This is a genomic window from Paenibacillus radicis (ex Xue et al. 2023), assembly GCF_024722015.1.
Lineage (GTDB): Bacteria > Bacillota > Bacilli > Paenibacillales > NBRC-103111 > Paenibacillus_S.
In genome coordinates this window covers 40,494-58,903 of record NZ_JANQBD010000030.1, presented here as the reverse complement: position 1 = coordinate 58,903, position 18,410 = coordinate 40,494, and the positions used below count along the sequence as shown (strand labels likewise).

Below are 18,410 nucleotides of genomic sequence, written 5' to 3'. Positions count from 1 at the left end.
CGGACTGTTTACTAAAATTGACTAGTGTACTATTGGGTACAACAAAAAATGACGGTTCAGTAACCGTCATTTTTTGACTTCCTTATTCATAATCGGGCTCGATGGCAGCTATTCACCTGCGCCCCGTGTTCTTAAACCGTAATTTTGTGCAGCGGCCTACAAGCATTTCATTGGTTAATCGTGCACTTGCCTTTTCTCCGTGGATCCGCTATTCCGTACATAGCCCCCTGCTCTCCAAGCACCATACCATGAATCCCGCCAAACCGTATCGGAACCGGATGATGCTGCAACCGGTAACCCATTTGCAAAAGCTTATTCCTTTCCGTTTCTTCCAGATCTTCCTCCAAATAAATGAGCCTCTCATCCGAATAAAAACGGGGTAATCGGACTGCTTCCTCCAGACTCATCTTATTTTGCAGGAAACGAACGAGCAGCCGGGTAAGTATTGTCGGAACCCTGTTGCCTCCTGAGGAGCCAAGGGTAAAGAAGGGCTTGCCTTGTTTGAAAATAAGAGTTGGCGAAACATAGCTATGAGGTCTCTTCCCCGGTTCCGCTTTATTGGGCGAAGTCGGATCGGAAGCAAAATTCCGCATCTGGTTATTCAGAAAAAAACCGCGCAAATATACACCGGAGCCAAAAAAATCACTGACCGTGTTGGTTACGGACGCAATCATTCCCTGCTTGTCTACAACAACAAAATGAGTGGTGCTGTTGTAATCTTTAGGCACCTCTACCGGAGCATCTGACAACCGGTAAGGATTCAGCTTGCGGGCAAGGTTAATGGAATACGTCGGCGAGGTCATTTCTTCTGAGTGTATGGGGACAAAGCCCGGATCGCCCATAATAAGTTTCCGGTCATCAAAGCAGGCTTTAATAATATCGGCTATTAGGTGAACAAACTCAGCGCTTCGCTCCTTATATTGGCTGACCTTCAAATATTCCGCCATTTGCAATGCCTGAATAATGGTGATACCGGCTAACGGTGCCGGAGAACCAATAATATCATGTCCCGCAAACTGTCCGTATACGGGCGTTCTCTCCAACACTTTATATTCCTGAAGATCGGTTAGAGACATCCCTTCGACAAGACGGACGATCTCTTCAGCCACAGCTCCCTCATAGAAATACCGGGAGCCTTGAGCTGCTATATGCTGTAAGGTATCCGCCAATTCCAGCTGAATTAGGAGCGAGCCCGCCTTCAAGGGTTCTCCTTCAGGGAAAAAATGCGGCAAAGCGGAACGGTTCAAGTACGCAACCGTTGTTAATTGATGCTCCATAATCTCGCTTATGATGAACCCTTTTTCCGCTAGCTGGATGGCTGGCTGCAGCAGTACATTCCACGGCAAGGATCCCAGCTTGCGGTGCATCTCCTCCATGCCCTTCACAAAGCCTGAGACGCCGATTTCCTTAGGAGATACAATGCCTGAAGCCGGCAATACCTCTCTATAATCAAAGAAACGAGGGGTCCCCATCGATTCATGCTGAAGCAATGTAGCTCCTCCACCCCCGATGCCTGAACCGTAGGGCTCCACGACACCTAACGCGAATGAAACGGCGACAGCCGCATCTATGGCATTACCACCTTGCTCTAAAATGGATATTCCTGCGTCTGTGGCCAGCGGATGCGCAGCGCTCACTCCGTATGATCCTTTGTTTTTGGCGTTCATTTTGTCTCACATCCTCCTTTATGCATTCGATAGCTTGGGTCAATCCTTTTACAATCCTAAAAAACGATTCAATATCGGTACGCGGACTGCGGTATTTCCCGTTGATTTCAATTTGAACAGCTTGAATTTTCAAGTGCCGAGCAGTGTGTGCGGTAACTGTGCCTGGACTTGTTGCGGCAAATGTATCATTCGATCTAACATCGCTCAGCCCATGCTTGCGCAGCTGTTCCGTTATGATATTCGCAGCAGGCTCCCGCAACGTTTTCCCGTACCGGCTACCAAGATCGATGTCAAACTCTCTTGTTGAAGATGCGCCGTGCAAATCGATCACAAACCGGATTCCATGCTTCTTGGACAGCCTCACCAATTCAGATTTGTAGACGCCGCCTTCTACGAAGTTAGGATCTTCATCATAGAGCTTTGTTGTAAACATCAAATGGCAATCGGTTAAGCTCTTTAGAATGAGGCCCAATGCACCTGTATACTCATCCATTTCCTTTACCCAATCGCCGCGCCGATGATTGACGGTATGCGGGCATGAGATCAAGATGGGACAGCTGCCCGATTGATAGGCAAAAACAATATCGCCCATGACGCTGCCGTTATAATCATTCAACGCAAAAGGAGCTTCCAAAGCTTCGGCCCATTGCAGCAGCTGCGCATGTTCTAGTTCATGCTCTTGAGGCTCAATCGTCTGATCAGGTACATGCTCCTGCGTCTGAGATTCAAGCTCATGCTCATGTTCACGCGTCTGATTATCAATCCCCTGCGCATCTTCATGATCCTGAACCCGTGCCCCAAGCTCCGGCTTATGCTCATGGGTCTCCGGCTGCTCCTTCTCTCGTATCTCGGACTCGCACTCTTTATACTCCTGCTCATGCAAGGACATTCGCCAGCCCTCCTTGTTCCAGCGGATAGTGGCATGCAGCATAATGGCCTTCCGATATTCGAGCGAGCTCGGGCTGTTCGTTTCGGCATTTTTCCGTGGCATAAGGGCATCTTGGATGAAAGCGGCAGCCGGAAGGAGGATTAATTGCACTCGGTAAATCCCCTTCCAGCAAACCGGCTTTTTTAGCGCCTCTTAAGGTGGGGTCCGGAATCGGAACGGCCGCGAGCAGGCTTTCTGTATACGGATGTGCGGTATGCCCCATTAATTGTGCCGTAGGTGCTATTTCAACTACTTTGCCTAAGTACATAACCGCAATATGGTCACTAATGTGCTTCACCGCCGGGATACCATGAGCGATAAACACATAGGTCAACCGGAAATCTTTCTTCAATTTGGCCAGCAGATTAAGGATTTGCGCTTGAATCGAGACATCCAAAGCGGAAACGGGTTCATCGCATACGATCAGCTTCGGCTTTAGAGCCAGTGCCCTGGCAATGCCAATCCGCTGCCGCTGGCCTCCGCTGAATTCATGAGGATACCGGTTTGCATAAGAAGGATCAAGACCGACAGCCTCCAATAGCTCATGGACTTGTTTGCTTAATTCCTTCCGCCTAACGGCTCCATGAGTTCTTAGCGGCTCTGCAATTAGATCGAACACCTGCATGCGGGGGTTAAGCGACGAGTAGGGGTCCTGGAAAACCATCTGAAACTGTGCCCGCTTGCGCCTTAGCTGCTCTCCCTTCAGCGTATTCAGATCGACTCCCTCAAACATAACACTACCCTCGGTAGGCTCAAGCAGCCGCAAAATCAAATTGCCCAACGTGGACTTCCCGCACCCAGATTCCCCTACAATGCCTAAAGTTTCACCCGCATAAATACGCAGGTCAACCCCATCCACCGCTTTAAGCTGCTGCTTGGGAGCAAACCACCCCTCACTGCCGATGTCGAAGTATTTTTTAACGCCCTTTAATTCCAGCAATAGGTTATCTTCTCCATAGGTAGCCGTCATCCGCCTGCTGCCTCCTTCGTCTCTGCGTAAAGCCAGCATTTAACTTCCTCACGTTCCGACATGCTGATAGCCGGGGGTGGGGATTGGCGGCATAGGTCCATTGCGCTGGGACAGCGCGGATGAAACCGGCAGCCCACAGGCATTTGCAACGGGTTCGGAACAGAGCCCTCGATGCTTTCCAACTGCTCGGACAGCCTGTGAATCTTAGGCGTGCTATTAAGGAGTCCGAGCGTATAAGGATGCTTGGGGGCGGAAAATAAGCTGAATACATCAGATTGCTCCACCAATTGACCTGCATACATGACCATGACACGGTCGGCAACCTCCGCTACGACCCCAAGGTCATGCGTAATGAGAAGAATCGTTGTATCGTTGAGCTCTTTTAAAGATTTCAATATTTCTAAAATTTGTGCTTGTATGGTTACATCGAGTGCTGTTGTCGGTTCGTCCGCAATAATAAGCTTAGGCCGGCACGCGATCGCCATCGCAATCATAACCCGCTGTCTCATGCCTCCGCTCAAGGAGTGAGGGAAGGAATGATAGATCCGCTCCGAATGCGGAATTCCGACCTGCTTGAGCAGCTCTATCACGCGCTGCTTGGCGGCGTCTTTACTTATTTTTTCATGAATGAGAATCGTTTCTCTGATCTGGTAGCCAACTGTAAACACAGGGTTTAGCGAGGTTAGCGGCTCCTGAAATATCATGGCGATATTGTTGCCACGAATCGTCCTCATTTCCTTTTTGGACAGCTTCAATAAATCGTTTCCTTCGAACCGGATGCTGCCGTTAACTATTTTACCGGAAGAACCAAGAAGCCCCATGATAGATAACGAGGTCACACTTTTCCCGCATCCGGATTCACCTACGATAGCCACTGTTTCTCCTCTATTGACAGAAAAGGACACTCCGTCCACAGACGCCACAATCCCACTATCCGTGAAGAAGCAGGTCTTCAAATCTTCCACTTTCAGCAGCGTATTTTGATCCATGGTTCTTCACTCCTTTGCGTATTTCTGGCCCTGAGAACGTGGATCCAGAAGATCCCTAAGCCAATCCCCAAGCATAATAATACCTAACACCGTCATGGTAATAGCTACCCCCGGGAATGTCGCTACCCACCAGCTGGTAGACAAATACGTACGCCCCGAGCTGAGCATTCCTCCCCATGAAACAGCCGGCGGTTGAATACCAAGCCCCAGAAAGCTTAGAGACGCTTCGGCAATAATGGTGCCTGCCACATTCAGCGTAGCAATAACGATAAATGAAGAAAAAACGTTGGGCAGCAGATGCCGGATCATTATCATACGGTCGCGCACTCCAATAGAATGGGCCGCTTTGACGAATTCACGCTCTTTGATACTAAGCACCTCGCCACGCGTTACACGGGCATAAGAAACCCAATTCGTCACCCCTAACACGACAATGAGCGTAGTCATACTAGGCCCCAATACACCCAGAACAACTAAAGTAAATAAGATATGCGGAATCGCGAGAAACGAATCGACCACTCTCATAATAAGATTATCGATAAATCCCCCATAAAAACCGGAAATCAAGCCCAAAACGAGACCGATAGCTCCCGCAACCACAACCGCACTAATTCCAACCAACAAAGAAACCCGTGAGCCATACATGACGCGGCTTAGCATATCTCTTCCCAAGTTATCTGTTCCTAATATATGTTGACTCATTCCTCCACTAAGCCACGCCGGCGGTTTTAATATAGCCGAAGGGTTGATTTTCGCCGGATCGTATGGAGCAAGCCAAGGGGCAAAAACAGCAATCAAAACCAAAAGACTGACGATCATCAAACCAAGGGTCCCCGTTTTACTGCGAAGTAAAAGCGACATCCCGCGTTTAAAGCCATTTGTTTTCATATGAATCGCTCTTTCCTTCGTTTTTATTGGTACTTGATTCTCGGATCCAACCATTTATAAACGATATCCGCTAGCAAATTGGAAATAATGACGACCAACGTAATAATAAACACCGCCGCTTCAACGATAGCCATATCTTTGCGGCTTACCGCCTGCACCAGCAATTGACCGAGACCAGGCCAGGAAAATACGGTTTCCGTAATCAAGGCACCGCCTATAAGCGATGAGGCCTGCATAGCGATGATGGTCACCACCGGAATTAACGCATTGCGAAAAGCGTGCCTGTATATGACTAGCATTTCGATCAGGCCTTTGCTTCTTGCCGTACGAATATATTCCTGCTGTAATATTTCGAGCATGGCCGACCGAATCAAGCGTGTAATCTGCGCAGCGACTCCAAAGCCTAACGTGACCGCTGGAAGCACGAGATGCTCGAAAGATCCTCTTCCTGAAACCGGCAGCATATGAAGCTCCACGGAAAAAAGCAGAATCAGCATAATCCCGAACCAGAAATTAGGCATCGCTTTTCCCAATACGGCAAAACCGCTGATGATCACGTCCAACCATTTGTTTTTGTGGGTAGCGGACCAAATTCCAAACGGAACTGCGATCAATATGGCGATCCCCATGGAAGCCGTCGCAAGCTCAAAGGTAGCCGGCAGCCTCTCCAGCACGAAGGGCAAAGCCTCTTGACCATAATAGTAGGACTTGCCAAAATTACCGTGAAGCACACCCCAAAGAAAAGTCGCGTACTGGATGTAGAATGGGCGGTCCAAATGAAGCGCTTCCCGAAGGGCTTGCCGGTCTTCTTCCGTCGCCGTTTCAGGCAGCATTAGCAGCACCGGGTCCCCTGTTAAATACAGCAGAGAATAAACAATAAAGGTGATTATGAACAGAACGGGTATGATTTGCAGAAGTCTTTTGGCGATGTAACCTTTCATAATACCTCCCCCGTAATTAAAAGAGCCGGGAAGGATAGCCCCGGCCCTTGTGACTGGTTCTTACTTTTTGGTAATATCAGGAACGTAAATCATTTCATCGGTTCTAGGCTTGAAGTTGATTGTTTTCTTGGCTCCATACAGCCCCTGCTCCGAGTACAAATATATATGCGGTCTTTCTTCAGCCACAATTTTTTGAATCCGTTGGTATTGAGCCGTCCGGTCTTTAGGGTTCATATTGATAAGAGCAGCTTTTAGCAGGTCATCGACTTCTTGATTGCTGTAAGTCAATTCTGTCTTCGCCTTTTCCGTACGGTATACATCCAGCGCCGTATCCGCATCGAAGAGTGAATTGCCATAGGAAGCAAGGAACAGCTCCTTGTTTTTACCGGCATTACGCATTTCCGTAAATTTCGATCTCTCCATAAGCTCCAAGTTCACTTTAATCCCGACTTCCCCGAGCATCGCCTGGATCATTTCGGAAACTTCCTTATCCTTGGTATACACTCCAGTAGGCGAAGATAACGTAAGGGTCAGTCCGTTTGCATATCCGGCTTCCTTCAGCAGCTGCTTAGCCTTGTCAGGATCATAAAGCGAAGTATTGAATAAGGACGGCTCTGCTCCAAAATTACCTGGAGTAACACGCGTGCGAGTCGGTGTGGCATATCCTCCCAAAACGGTCTCGGTGAGCGCCTTCTTGTTAATAGCTAAATCGATAGCTTCGCGTACCTTAGGGTTCTCCGTCGGCATCCCTTTGGCAGAACGGACAGCGAGCAGTCCTACACGGTTCGAGGTTGCTTTGATCATCGTTGTTTTATCATTGGCGTTTACGACACTAACCAAATTGGATGGAAGATTGGCAACGATATCCACTCCACCTGCCAGCAGCTCGTTCACACGGCTCGAGTCCTCAGGAATTTTGCGGAATACGACCCGATCCCAGTCTTTCACACGGCCTTCAAAATATTTATCATATGCATCAAGTACAACACGGTCGTCGCGTATCCATTCCACAAACTTAAACGGTCCTGTACCGATTGGATTAGAAAGGAAATATTCGAAGCCGTTTTTCTCGATGTACGTTTTTGGGAGCATACCGGAGCCGATCCGCGATAAACGGTTGAGCAGTGCTGGCTGCGGGCCGTCCGTCAAAATTTGAAAGTTCGTCTCATCGATGATTTTGACCTCTTTAATCTGTTTATAGTTCGGATTTTCCTTAAGCCCCTTATCTTTGGCTACCCGCTCCAGCGTATATTTCACGTCAGCGGACGTAAACGGGTCTCCGTTATGAAAAGTGACTCCTTTTCTAAGCTTAAATTCCCACGTAGTATCATCAATAACCTTATAGCTTTCCACCAAATCAGGCTTGATTTCCAAATCGGAATTGCGCTTGAACAAGTAGCTGAACATATTGATATGAACGGCTTCGGTCAAAATGGTGTTGTGATTATGGATATCAAAGGAAACGACATCTGTCGGCATGCCGATCGTCAATATTTTACTGCTTTTGTCACTGCCCTTGTCGGGATTGGCCGTTTTACTATCAGTAGAGCCCGAAGGCTTGGAACAGCCGACCAATACGAAGATTACACAGCATAGGATTAACAAACGATGCAGCCATATTTTGTTTTTCTTGTTTAACATGCTTTGCCCCCTAATTAGAATGATGATCCAAATATTTCAAAGCGAGTTGTGCAAGCATAGCCGATCCCACTGGGAGCGAATCCTCATCCAAATCAAATAACGGATGATGCAGTGGATGAATGAAGCCTTTTTCCTCATTACGGACCCCCAGCCGAAAAAATAGCCCAGGCACCTGTTCAGCGTAGTAGGAGAAATCCTCCCCGCCCATAGAAGGCTTCAGCTTCAAGGTTGTCTGTCCAAGAACATCCTTGGCTGTCTCTTCCAACAAAGGAATGAGGGACGGATCGTTTACTACGGATGGATAGCCATTCCAGTAGTTCAGCTTGTAGCTGGCGCCAAAGCTTTGGCAAATGCCATTTACAATTTGCTCCAATAACACTGGAACGGCTGCCTGCGTCTCCCGGTCCAAGGTTCGGACCGTTCCCTCCAGCGTTACGGAGGGAGCGATCACATTGCGCGTATATCCTCCGGCAATCTTACCGACCGTTACCACAACGGGCGATAGCGGGTCGGTCATTCGGCTCGCTATCTGCTGTAAAGCAGTAAGAACCTGAGCCGTAACCGTCACAGCATCCACTGCTTGATGGGGATGCGCCGCATGGCCGCCTCTGCCGTGGATCACTAAATCGAACCGGTCTGAGAACGCGGTACAAGACCCTGGACACACGCCTATAGTACCCACAGACAAGCTAGGATACACGTGCAAGCCTATAACCGCATCCACCTTGGGATGCTCCAGCACGCCGTCTGCTATCATAGCTTTAGCTCCTGCAAGCCCTTCCTCCGCCGGCTGGAATATGAGCTTTACACGGCCGCGGGGAATTCCGTTTTTCTTAAGCAGTGCAGCTGCTCCCAGCAGGATAGTTGTATGAGCATCATGACCGCACAGATGTGCTTTGCCTGGTATCGATGATGCATAACTAACCTCTTTCTCATCCTGGATCGGAAGTGCATCCATGTCTGCTCTCAGCATAATCGTAGGACCGTCCTGCTCTCCGTGCATCACTGCAACCACACCTGTTTGTGCAATGGTTTTCAGCTCGCTTATGCCCATTTCACCCAGCTTCTTCTTAACGAATTCAGAGGTCCGTTGTTCCTCAAAACCAAGCTCGGGATGCTGATGAAGATCCCTTCGCCAATCGGTCAGTTGCTCTGCCAACTGCTGCGCATTTGCTAAAATGCCTCTCAAGCTTTCGCCCCCCCTGCCTGTTTATTGTGTCAGCGTTGATGAATTCATCTTAGAATGTCAGATTTCCCGCGGCAACTGACAATAATTTACCCTCGTTTGGCCGGCATCCCATCTGGGATGAAAACACGCCGTTACTTAGGCTGCAACCATTATGTCCGCCACTTTTTTCACCGATAAAATCATGTTGAAAAAATATGACGGTCGGTAAAAGACTCCTTATGAACTCAGCTTTTTCAGATTTAAGCTTACCGAGCTTTAATGTACAGGTTAACCTCTTTTTTACGTTAGATTATCTTCCATAAACATACAAATTTATACTTGCTAGAACTCTCTGGAAACCTCTGCCTTCCGGACAGTGTGATCTACAGTGTGGCGTACCGTAACCGTAATAGCATGCCGCATCTAAGGAAGCGAGAAGAATAACGGAAGTCCTTTTCCCCTATCCCCCAGAAAGCACAAAAAACAGAGAAATAACGGAACAGCTGGTTCCTGTATCTCTCTGTTTTGCACATGAATGCTCATATTCGTCCCAAATAACGGAAATCCGCCTTCCGCTATGGCCTTAATTTCAATACGACAGATGGAATAACGGAACTTTCCGTTCCGTCCAATTCCCTCAAGGCTCACAACAGCGAGCCAAAATTATTTCTTCTGCTGCACACGATAATTGGCGGGGGTTGTACTCGTTACATTTTTGAAAACACGCCCAAAGGTTCTTTCCGTATATCCCACTGCTTCAGCAATTTCAGACACGGATAAATTAGTATTAAGCAGCAGCTGCTTCGCTTTTTCTATTTTCAGATTAGCCGTAAATTGTACGAAGCTTTGCCCGTTTAACTTTTTGAATAATCGGCTCAAGTACGAGGGGTTTAAACCAAACTGTTCGGCAATGGAAGTTAAAGAATGGATTTGCGTGACCGTTTCGTACAAATGCTCCTTAATCGCTTCAATCGTCTGTCTTCCTTTATTATCATTCATCAGATCCATGGTCCTGAATACTTCCGGTAATAAAGCGGACTTGAACCACTCCAGAAGCTCTTCCATCGTAATCCAGCAAGGCGGTGCTGCCAAGTCCCATTGAATGGAAAGCTCTTGTCCGCCAGAAGCTTCGTCTACTACACGAACGATGGAAAGGTAAAGGGTATAGGCCGTCTTAATCACCGTATGTGAATTTGCATGAGCATCCAGTGTCTGCGCAAAAATCTCATCGAAATACTGGAGACACTCCTCCTGATTGTTTTGCTTCAGCTCCCGAATCAATAAGCTCTCCAATTGGTAGGGATAGTGATAGCTGAACTTTTGATTGATATCCCCCACTGTAATAACGCTGCCCAAGCCTAACACTAGCCGTTCCCGCAAGCATTCTCTGGATTCATAGTAGGAATGATGGATGCCCTCTCTTAAGGAATAAGCATTCCCGATGCCGATCGACACGGTTAATTTCAAATAATTGCTGACCGCGTTTTGGATGGACTCCGCAACTAGTGAGCCCATACCGGTTAATTGGCGTTCTTTAGTATGAAGCGGCGCACTGCATAGTACAATGATATGCTTCATATCGAGTGAAGGCAGCACATGGCCATCCATATGATTATGCCGTAATATTTCCTCGCACAGATTGGTAAGGGCAAAAAATTGCAGCGATGGCTCATCCTGAGTAAAGTTTGAGTCAGACGCCTGCGATTCCGGTTCCACGACCAAGGTCCAATATTTATTGCGTTCATTCAAAGACTGTTCTTTTATAAAAGAGGCTAAATATTCCGGAGCGGATTGTGCAAACGAGCCATGAAGCAGCCGAAACAGCGCCAGTTCTTTGACGGAAATACTCTGTTTGCCATTTCGCTCCTGCAGCAGGATCAGCTCCACCTCCGTTTGCCGTTGGCCTTCCTTCAATATATTCCATTCATCTGGAAACCTGCCTCGATTGGGAGGCTCCCCTTGCTTGAAGGTATGTCCCATGCCTCGAATCAATCGTACAACAGGCATATACATATAAAAATAACCGGGCGGCAGCAACACGATGGCGGCAATTACCACATACAACACAAGGAAAGCTGTAAACCTGAAAATATCAGACTTGTAGGAGAAAAAGGAGCGGTTGGGAAAACGAAGCACTGTCACCCACTCTGTTGATGAGGACCTGCTGAATGCCGTAAACGTATCCGTCGAGCGCTCCATGATGTATCCTGTATGATCGGATGAATCCAGAATATCTTTGAGCATTCTTTGTTTATCCGTTTCCAAAAACCGGCCCAGCATAGCTTTATTTTCAGAAGAAATGATTTTTCCTGACTCACTGACTACGAGAGCTTCATGAGGAATGTCAGCCTGGGTTGGTTTAATGATGGCCTGGATCGCACGCTCTCTAATATGGATAGCCAAATAGGCTTGTGGAAAATTGGATTGCACTGGCAGAGGCTGAAAAAATGAGATCACATCTTCGTTCGATTGCTGTTTCGTATACAACCATAACGCCTTACGCAGTGCCTCAACGGTTTGATATAAACGAACGGTTTCATCCGAGATAGATGTCGAAGTGATAATTCCATTAGTGCTGGAGATAAGCATATTCGAGCCGGGTAAATATAAATCGGCGCTATAAATGTTCTTTATGTTTTTGGAATAGGCGATCAATTTCTGTTGAATTTGAGAAACCTTACTGTTGTGCTGCTCCAGATCTTTGGCATAAATGGTTTGCAGGATCTCCTGATCCATTAGGATGCCGGACGCGCTCTTAACAATGGTTTCCAGCTCCCCATCCAGCTGCGCGGTCAAAAGCTCGGCAATCTTGACCTGATCTTCAATATGGTTGCCGTCAAATGCGTCAGTTACGAATTTGTAGCTAAGTAAGGAGATAAGCAAGGCCGCTGCCATAACAGCAACGAGGGATACAATGACTGTTTTTATAAAATATTGTCCGATAAACAGCTTCATGATGTCCCCTCCTCGTCATTAATTAAATATTGTAACATTAAATCCAACCTCTGTATGCAGCAGCTTCTGTCCTCCGGTTCTCCAAACAATATAAGCCCGAACCAATAAGAGATACAATTGTCAATAATTTACCGTCTGTATGACTGAAGGACATCATCGAATCTTTCAGCAGCAGCAAGCCTTTTTATAGCTTTCCGCCATTATTTTATTAGTTTTTAACGGCAGCACAATTTTTTACGGTCTGTTTGGATCACTATCCGACCGCGTACTTCTCGCGCTTTATGTACAATTCCTTACGTTGACGCCTTGTCCATCTTCCCATAAAATGCATAAAACCCCATTGTCGAAGGATTAAGCTCCTTAAACAATGGGGTTGCGTTATTATTCCAAACTAATCAAGCGTCTCCACCAAATGAACTCCCTTTGGGAGCACGCCCTCAATATGATGCCTAATCGGCTCCAGCTCTTCACTGAGAATCGCTATAATTCCGCTGTCCTCGCGCGTACGAATTAACCGGCCCATCCCTTGCTTAAGCCTCAGCAGCATATAAGGAAGGTCCACTTCCTCAAAGGGCGAAGCAGCCGCTTGACGTTTCGCCATAAATACAGGGTCTTGAGGGGGATAAGGCAAAGCCCATATGATCACGTTCGATAAGGATGGACCTGGCACATCAAGTCCCTCCCACAGGCTAACCGCGCACAAAATGCTTTTTTCATCATGTTGAAATGAGGATATCAAGCCGCTGATTTCTTGATCCCCCTCAAATAAGAAGCGAAAGGCAGCACATTCCGGATAATGAGCAATCTCTTTCTTGAACCGCTGTAATTCATCCTTGGTCGGAAACAATATTAAGGCTCTTCCTTCGGTACGCTCCAGCAGTCGCAAAGCCGTCTTCATTTTCTCGGAAAATGTACCGCTATAAGACCATTTGGGTGCCAGCACTTCCATATGATGCTCATAATCGTAAGGTGAATCGACTGAGAAAGATAAATACTTCTTAATTCCGAGGCTATCCACTACATAATCAAACGATCCCTCAACCGATAGAGTAGCTGATGAAAAGATGATCGGAATACCCGAATTGAACACTCTTTCACTCAGCACTTCTTTGACGGTTCTCGGCATAATAACCAGGCTAAGCCCAGTCACGCTTTCCGTCACCCAGCAGATCAGAGTTTCCGATTGATGAAAAAGATTCAGTGCCTTCTGCATCATTTCCAGATGCTCCTCGACAATGCGCAGCTGATACTCATTCAACGTGTACATTTCGCTCTCGAAAACAAGCTCTTCTTCTATGGCCGCAAGCACCTTTTGAAACTGAAGTATTTCTTTAAGCAGCTGCTCGCTCAAAATAATCTGTTTCCTGTCGGAGCCGGGAATCGCTTTACTCTGGCGCTCCAATAAGTCGAACATCGTTTCGCTCTGCTCAATCGCTTCGTCTATTAGTACGGCCAACGTTTCTCTTACTTCACCTTTAAGTAGACGCGTAATCAATTCCTCAAATACCACATGTTTCAGCTTGTAGGTCAGTGCCTTCTGCGCAGCAGATTCCAGCAGATGCCCTTCGTCAAAAACGACTGTGCAGTGATCCGGCAACAGCGGCAATTGCCCTTCCCGTTTCCTTCCCTCATACGTCCACACATGCTCCATATAAAAATCATGCGAGCAAATAATTAATTCAGTGGATTTCCTGTAGTGATCTCGGGAAAGCGTCTGTCCACACCGGTGCCGCTTATCGCAAACGAAGCAATCCTGAAATACATCCCAGCTGACATTGTACCATTGCTCGTCATTCATATGCGGGTACTGCTTGCGGTCGCCATACGCGTGAAAAGATTGCAGCGCATCGTAAGAGTGAACAAACTCCGGCAGGCTCTCGTATAAATCCTTGTACAGCTCTACATCTTCGTGCCCAAGACGCGCTTCATCAAGCTTCACAAGGCAAACATATTGGTCGGGAGATTTGCCTAACCTTGCGTCAATAGCCAGACTAAGATGCTTCGCCAGCTTCGCAATGTCCCCTTCCGGCTTGACCAGCTGCTCGATCAGCGACTCGTCCGCACAGGCGATAATTGCCGGCTTGCGAGTGTACCGCGCATAACAAATAGCATACAGCAAATAAACCAGCGTCTTCCCTGTGCCTACCCCAGCTTCCGCAAAAATCGTCTGCTTCTCGGCAAAAGCCCGTTCTAGCTGAAACGCCATATAAATCTGCTCGTCGCGAACCTCAAAGCCCGCTTCCGGCAGTATATCGTAGAACACATCCGCTACCCATTCGCTTACTTGTTGAATAAAAGGCTGAGAATGATTATATGAAAAAGGGTACCTCTCCACTATTACTCTTCCTCCATGAGATCAAATTCCAATACATCCATACGCCGCAATGCGTGCATGGGTGAACATACTATTATCACATGATCCCTCAGTAAAAGCAAAGCTTTTACACAATCATCAAAAAGAATTTTTATGTGCCCAGTCATATTGAAGCGTTTACATTTCTTTCGAAAAGCTTGAGTTCTGAGCTTGGTTTAACGCTGCGTAGCAGCAGTCGAAATAACAGCAGTAAACTTAGCCGCTGCAAGGCTCTTTATTTGCGAAAATCCGGGTGCAGATTCCCTTGACTTTCTAATATCTCGATCTGCCTACAGATCTCATGCTGCCACTCAATATCATTAGATATCGATGCCGCCATTGATAAATTGTAAAGACTGGACAGCTTCCGGGCAAATATAGCATTATAGTGCAGACAGGCTGATACTTCCGATTGTTCGTCCTCCGTTAATTCCCTCTGCCGCCCAAGCGTCCATAGCTCAGCAAGCCTCCAATGTACCGATAGCATGTATTTCCCCCACTTCTACCTGATTATATTAGCTATTATGGGCAATGAAGGAGCGGTTTAGACGCAAAGCCGTTTTGTAAAAAAATAAATAAAATACCTTAGCATAATAAAAAGCCCCCCTCATTGTTAAGGAGACCCCGCATATGTCCATTTCATTTATTCAATCTTAGCTTAAAAATTCTGAGTAGCCGTATTTAAGTCTTCAGCAGAACTCGCTACCTTCATTGTCGCCGAGCCTATCTCTCCAATCCCTTTAACTAAAGCATCCAATTCCGATTCAACCTTGTTCAGCTCATCCAGGCTGCTATCAAGGGAAAGCAGAATTTGATTAAACATCTCCCTGGTTTGCCCCGATTCTTGCTGTCCAACACCCACCAGATGCTTGACCTCTCCAATGGATTGTACGACCTCCTGCGTACGATCGCTGGATTGCTGTATGAAATCGCTAATTTGCTTTACCGCCTTGACGGTACTCTCGGAAAGCTTCTTCACTTCTCCCGCTACCACTGCAAAACCGGCCCCGTGCTGGCCTGCTCTTGCAGCTTCAATCCCGGCATTAAGCGATAGCAGCTTGGTCTGACCGGAAATATTTTGCACAATACGCACAATTGTTTTAATTTGCTCGGAAGAATCAATAAGCTGCGCCACGGAATATTCCATCCGCAAGGAACGCTTGTGAATAGATTCTATTCTGCGTTCGAGCCCGTCTATTTTCTCCGCCCCGGCAAGAGCAAGCACTCGTGAGTTCTGAGCCATATTCGTGCTATGAAGGAACGAATCATTAACATGGCTGCTGCTAGCCATAAGCTGTTGGGTTGAAGCGCTTGCCTGTTCTGTAAGAGCGGCGAGCTCTTGGCTCACGAGGCCAATTTTATTTTTCACTTCTTCACGGACTTGCTCGTTGTATTGTTCTTTCTTCTCTATATTTTTCTTGTCGTATGCCTCAATGACCAATTGCTGCTCGAAATTAAGCAGCTTGGTAACAGCCTGTCCATAAATCAAGCCCTGTTGGCTGTCTTTAGCGTAACGGTAAATGATATTCAAAAAGGTAGTTTGCAGGTTCTGGAAACTTCCGATATACCATTTGGGCTCTAATCCGATGCGCTGATGGACCTCGGCTATACGCAGCCGTTTCTGAATATACTCGCTGTTGATTTGGCCGCTGAATACTTCAATGATATGCTGCTTCAAGGTGCCGCGGAGTCGCTAACTTCAATTGAAACCTCCTTCAACTGTACTTGTTGAATCCCACTCGATGGAATGAGTCTATGGTGGATGGATTTTCCGAGCCATTTCGGCATGTGGGCCACTCTCCCTTTAAATAACGCATTTCGAGCTGTTCAGACGGCATAGGCGGATCAATAACATAGCCTTGCACAATGTCGCAGTTCATTGTTCGCAGATGATCCATTTGCTCCAGCGTCTCAGCCCCCTCAGCAATGACCCGAAGACCCATGCCATGCGACATATCGATAATAGCTTTTGTAATAACCGCACTCTTCGAATCGCTGATCAGCTCTTGGACAAAGCTCTTGTCAATCTTCAGAATATCGAGAGGAAACTGTTTCATATAACCAAGCGCCGAATGGCCTTTACCGAAATCATCAATCGCGATTTGAAAACCAAATGATTTAAGCTCGTGTAGTATGGGCAATACCGATTCAATGTCGTGCATACTGCTGCTTTCCGTTATCTCAATTACGATATGCCGCGGGTCACAGCAGGTCTGGCAAACGATGTCGTGAATGGAGGACGCTAAGTCCGGTGCCATAAACTGCCTGGCTGATAAGTTAACGGCAATCGCCGGCACGGCCAACGATGCAGAAAGCCAGCTGTTGAGCTGAGTGCAAACTTCCTTCAACACCCATTTTCCGATATCCATAATAATGCCGGTCTCTTCGGCAATAGGAATAAATTCTCCGGGGGGAACGGGGCCGAGAGAAGGATGATTCCAGCGGAGCAAAGCCTCCATACCTTCCAGTCGGCCGGTTTGTGCATCGACTTGCGGCTGATAATAGAGGGTCAGCTGGTTTCTGGCAATCGCCCATCTCAGCTCGTTCTCCAGATCAAGCTTGCGCAGAAAGGTACTGATGATGTTTTCGTTAAAAAACTGGTATCCTCCTTTTTGGATTTTGGCTTGATACATGGCCAAATCAGCGTACTTGAGCAATGTCTCAAAATCGCCGGCATGTGTCGGATATATGCAAATTCCAATGCTTGCATTAATATAAAGCTCATTGTCCTCGATCCAGAAGGGCATTTTAATACTGGAAATAAGCTCATTGGCGACAAGCGTCGCTTCTTCCTGCTCCTGTAAATCCTGCAGTACAATAATAAACTCATCGCCCCCCAACCGGGACACAATATCGCCCTTTCTAACGACAGAGCTCAGACGCTTGGCAACCTGTTGGAGCAGCTTATCTCCGATGTTATGTCCCAAGGAATCGTTAACCATCTTGAACCGGTCCAGATCAATAAAAAAAACAGCCAGCTTTAGGGTCGTATTCACGGTCCTCACGGTTGCTTCATTAACTAATTCGCTCAACAAGGTTCGATTAGGAAGCCCCGTCAGTTTGTCAAAATGGGCCAAGTATTTCAGGTGCTCCTCAGATTGTTTACGCTCCGTAATATCCGTGAACATGCCGATGTAATTCGTAATATTTCCCTTCTCATCCCTCAAGGTTGTAATGGACAGCCACTCGGGGTACAGCTCGCCATTCTTTCTTTTGTTGCAAATTTCACCTTCCCAGAAGCCTCTCGTATGAATTCTTTCCCACATCTTAATGTAGAAATATTGATTCTGCAGACCCGAGTGAAGCAATCGCGGTGTTTGCCCGACAGCCTCCTGTTCCGTATATCCAGTCATCATCGTGAAGGCTTGATTAACCGATAAAATTTTGAGCTGTTTATCCGTAATCATAATTCCTTCGCTGGCGTTGCTGAACACTTGCGCGTGCAGTCGAAGCTTCGAAATCGCGTTCTTGCGATGGGTAATGTCGGAGAACATGCCTACATAGTTGACCAGAATCCCGTGCTCGTCCTTTACGGAATTAATAGATAGCCACTCCGGATAAATCTCCCCATTTTTTCTGCGATTCCAGATCTCCCCTTGCCACTTCCCATCCTTATGTATAGATGCCCACATATTGACGTAGAATTCAGGGTCCTGGCAATCCGATTTCAGCATACTTGGTTTTTGCCCGATTACTTCCAACTCATCGTAGCCGGTAATGGATATAAAGGCTGGATTTACGCTCACGATTTTTGAATAGCAATCCGTAATCATTATGGCTTCCTGGGAATCATGAAATATGGTGGCATATGGCAATACGAGCTTGTCCTGCGCTTGTTTGTCCCGAAGGGCCTCTAGATGTTGGGTAAGTCGATTCATTAAAGAACCCCTCTTTCGCTGCTGTGCGTTGC

At 47.1% G+C, this 18,410-nt stretch carries 13 protein-coding genes and 1 pseudogene; all 14 read right to left on the bottom strand.

Features of this window, described 5'->3' with window-relative positions; all coding sequences use genetic code 11:
* Window positions 1-167: 167 nt before the first annotated feature.
* On the bottom strand, window positions 168-1,667 hold the full coding sequence (ggt, locus tag NV381_RS31090) for a gamma-glutamyltransferase (RefSeq protein ID WP_258217208.1): 1,500 nt from the start codon (window positions 1,665-1,667) through the stop codon (window positions 168-170).
* The gene (locus NV381_RS31085) at window positions 1,576-2,556 is read right to left on the bottom strand and encodes an N-formylglutamate amidohydrolase (RefSeq protein WP_258217207.1); all 981 of its coding nucleotides are present in this window, start codon (window positions 2,554-2,556) and stop codon (window positions 1,576-1,578) included. Before NV381_RS31085 ends, ggt begins: the two co-directional genes overlap by 92 nt.
* Window positions 2,543-3,565, bottom strand: coding sequence for an ABC transporter ATP-binding protein (locus NV381_RS31080; RefSeq protein ID WP_258217206.1), 1,023 nt, complete (start codon window positions 3,563-3,565; stop codon window positions 2,543-2,545). The genes NV381_RS31085 and NV381_RS31080 overlap by 14 nt, the downstream gene beginning before the upstream one ends.
* Entirely contained in the window at window positions 3,562-4,554 is a 993-nt protein-coding gene (locus NV381_RS31075) for an ABC transporter ATP-binding protein (RefSeq protein ID WP_258217205.1), read from the bottom strand. Before NV381_RS31075 ends, NV381_RS31080 begins: the two co-directional genes overlap by 4 nt.
* A gap of 6 nt (window positions 4,555-4,560) precedes the next feature.
* Window positions 4,561-5,442, bottom strand: coding sequence for an ABC transporter permease (locus tag NV381_RS31070; RefSeq protein WP_258217204.1), 882 nt, complete (start codon window positions 5,440-5,442; stop codon window positions 4,561-4,563).
* Window positions 5,443-5,465: 23 nt separating this feature from the next.
* Complete coding sequence (locus NV381_RS31065) at window positions 5,466-6,383, bottom strand: ABC transporter permease (protein ID WP_258217203.1); 918 nt, start codon at window positions 6,381-6,383, stop codon at window positions 5,466-5,468.
* 60 nt (window positions 6,384-6,443) lie between these two features.
* Window positions 6,444-8,024: an ABC transporter substrate-binding protein gene (locus NV381_RS31060; RefSeq protein WP_258217202.1), complete on the bottom strand. Its 1,581-nt coding sequence runs from the start codon at window positions 8,022-8,024 to the stop codon at window positions 6,444-6,446.
* A 10-nt stretch (window positions 8,025-8,034) separates the two neighbouring features.
* Window positions 8,035-9,213 carry a M20 metallopeptidase family protein gene (locus NV381_RS31055; RefSeq protein WP_258217201.1) on the bottom strand — a complete coding sequence of 393 codons (1,179 nt, stop codon included), beginning with the start codon at window positions 9,211-9,213 and terminating at the stop codon, window positions 8,035-8,037.
* 642 nt (window positions 9,214-9,855) lie between these two features.
* Window positions 9,856-12,147 (bottom strand): helix-turn-helix domain-containing protein, encoded by a 2,292-nt coding sequence (locus NV381_RS31050; protein WP_258217200.1) that lies wholly within the window; start codon window positions 12,145-12,147, stop codon window positions 9,856-9,858.
* 391 nt (window positions 12,148-12,538) lie between these two features.
* Window positions 12,539-14,482 (bottom strand): ATP-dependent DNA helicase, encoded by a 1,944-nt coding sequence (locus NV381_RS31045; RefSeq protein ID WP_258217199.1) that lies wholly within the window; start codon window positions 14,480-14,482, stop codon window positions 12,539-12,541.
* Between the two features lie 253 nt (window positions 14,483-14,735).
* Window positions 14,736-14,987: a DUF7667 family protein gene (locus tag NV381_RS31040; RefSeq protein WP_258217198.1), complete on the bottom strand. Its 252-nt coding sequence runs from the start codon at window positions 14,985-14,987 to the stop codon at window positions 14,736-14,738.
* 171 nt (window positions 14,988-15,158) lie between these two features.
* Window positions 15,159-15,869: a methyl-accepting chemotaxis protein gene (locus NV381_RS38285; protein ID WP_419182319.1), complete on the bottom strand. Its 711-nt coding sequence runs from the start codon at window positions 15,867-15,869 to the stop codon at window positions 15,159-15,161.
* 57 nt (window positions 15,870-15,926) lie between these two features.
* A pseudogene (locus NV381_RS38280) lies at window positions 15,927-16,181 on the bottom strand (protoglobin domain-containing protein); the annotation flags it as partial.
* A 34-nt stretch (window positions 16,182-16,215) separates the two neighbouring features.
* Window positions 16,216-18,378, bottom strand: coding sequence for an EAL domain-containing protein (locus tag NV381_RS31030; RefSeq protein ID WP_258217196.1), 2,163 nt, complete (start codon window positions 18,376-18,378; stop codon window positions 16,216-16,218).
* Window positions 18,379-18,410 lie beyond the last annotated feature (32 nt).

Excerpts from the sequence above, each read along its gene's own strand:
- NV381_RS31075 (WP_258217205.1), bottom strand. The coding sequence starts at position 4,554 with ATGGATCAAAATACGCTGCTGAAAGTGGAAGATTTGAAGACCTGCTTC.
- NV381_RS31060 (WP_258217202.1), bottom strand. The coding sequence starts at position 8,024 with ATGTTAAACAAGAAAAACAAAATATGGCTGCATCGTTTGTTAATCCTA.
- NV381_RS31085 (WP_258217207.1), bottom strand. The coding sequence starts at position 2,556 with ATGTCCTTGCATGAGCAGGAGTATAAAGAGTGCGAGTCCGAGATACGA.
- ggt (WP_258217208.1), bottom strand. The coding sequence starts at position 1,667 with ATGAACGCCAAAAACAAAGGATCATACGGAGTGAGCGCTGCGCATCCG.
- NV381_RS31070 (WP_258217204.1), bottom strand. The coding sequence starts at position 5,442 with ATGAAAACAAATGGCTTTAAACGCGGGATGTCGCTTTTACTTCGCAGT.
- NV381_RS31040 (WP_258217198.1), bottom strand. The coding sequence starts at position 14,987 with ATGCTATCGGTACATTGGAGGCTTGCTGAGCTATGGACGCTTGGGCGG.
- NV381_RS31050 (WP_258217200.1), bottom strand. The coding sequence starts at position 12,147 with ATGAAGCTGTTTATCGGACAATATTTTATAAAAACAGTCATTGTATCC.
- NV381_RS31030 (WP_258217196.1), bottom strand. The coding sequence starts at position 18,378 with ATGAATCGACTTACCCAACATCTAGAGGCCCTTCGGGACAAACAAGCG.
- NV381_RS31065 (WP_258217203.1), bottom strand. The coding sequence starts at position 6,383 with ATGAAAGGTTACATCGCCAAAAGACTTCTGCAAATCATACCCGTTCTG.
- NV381_RS31080 (WP_258217206.1), bottom strand. The coding sequence starts at position 3,565 with ATGACGGCTACCTATGGAGAAGATAACCTATTGCTGGAATTAAAGGGC.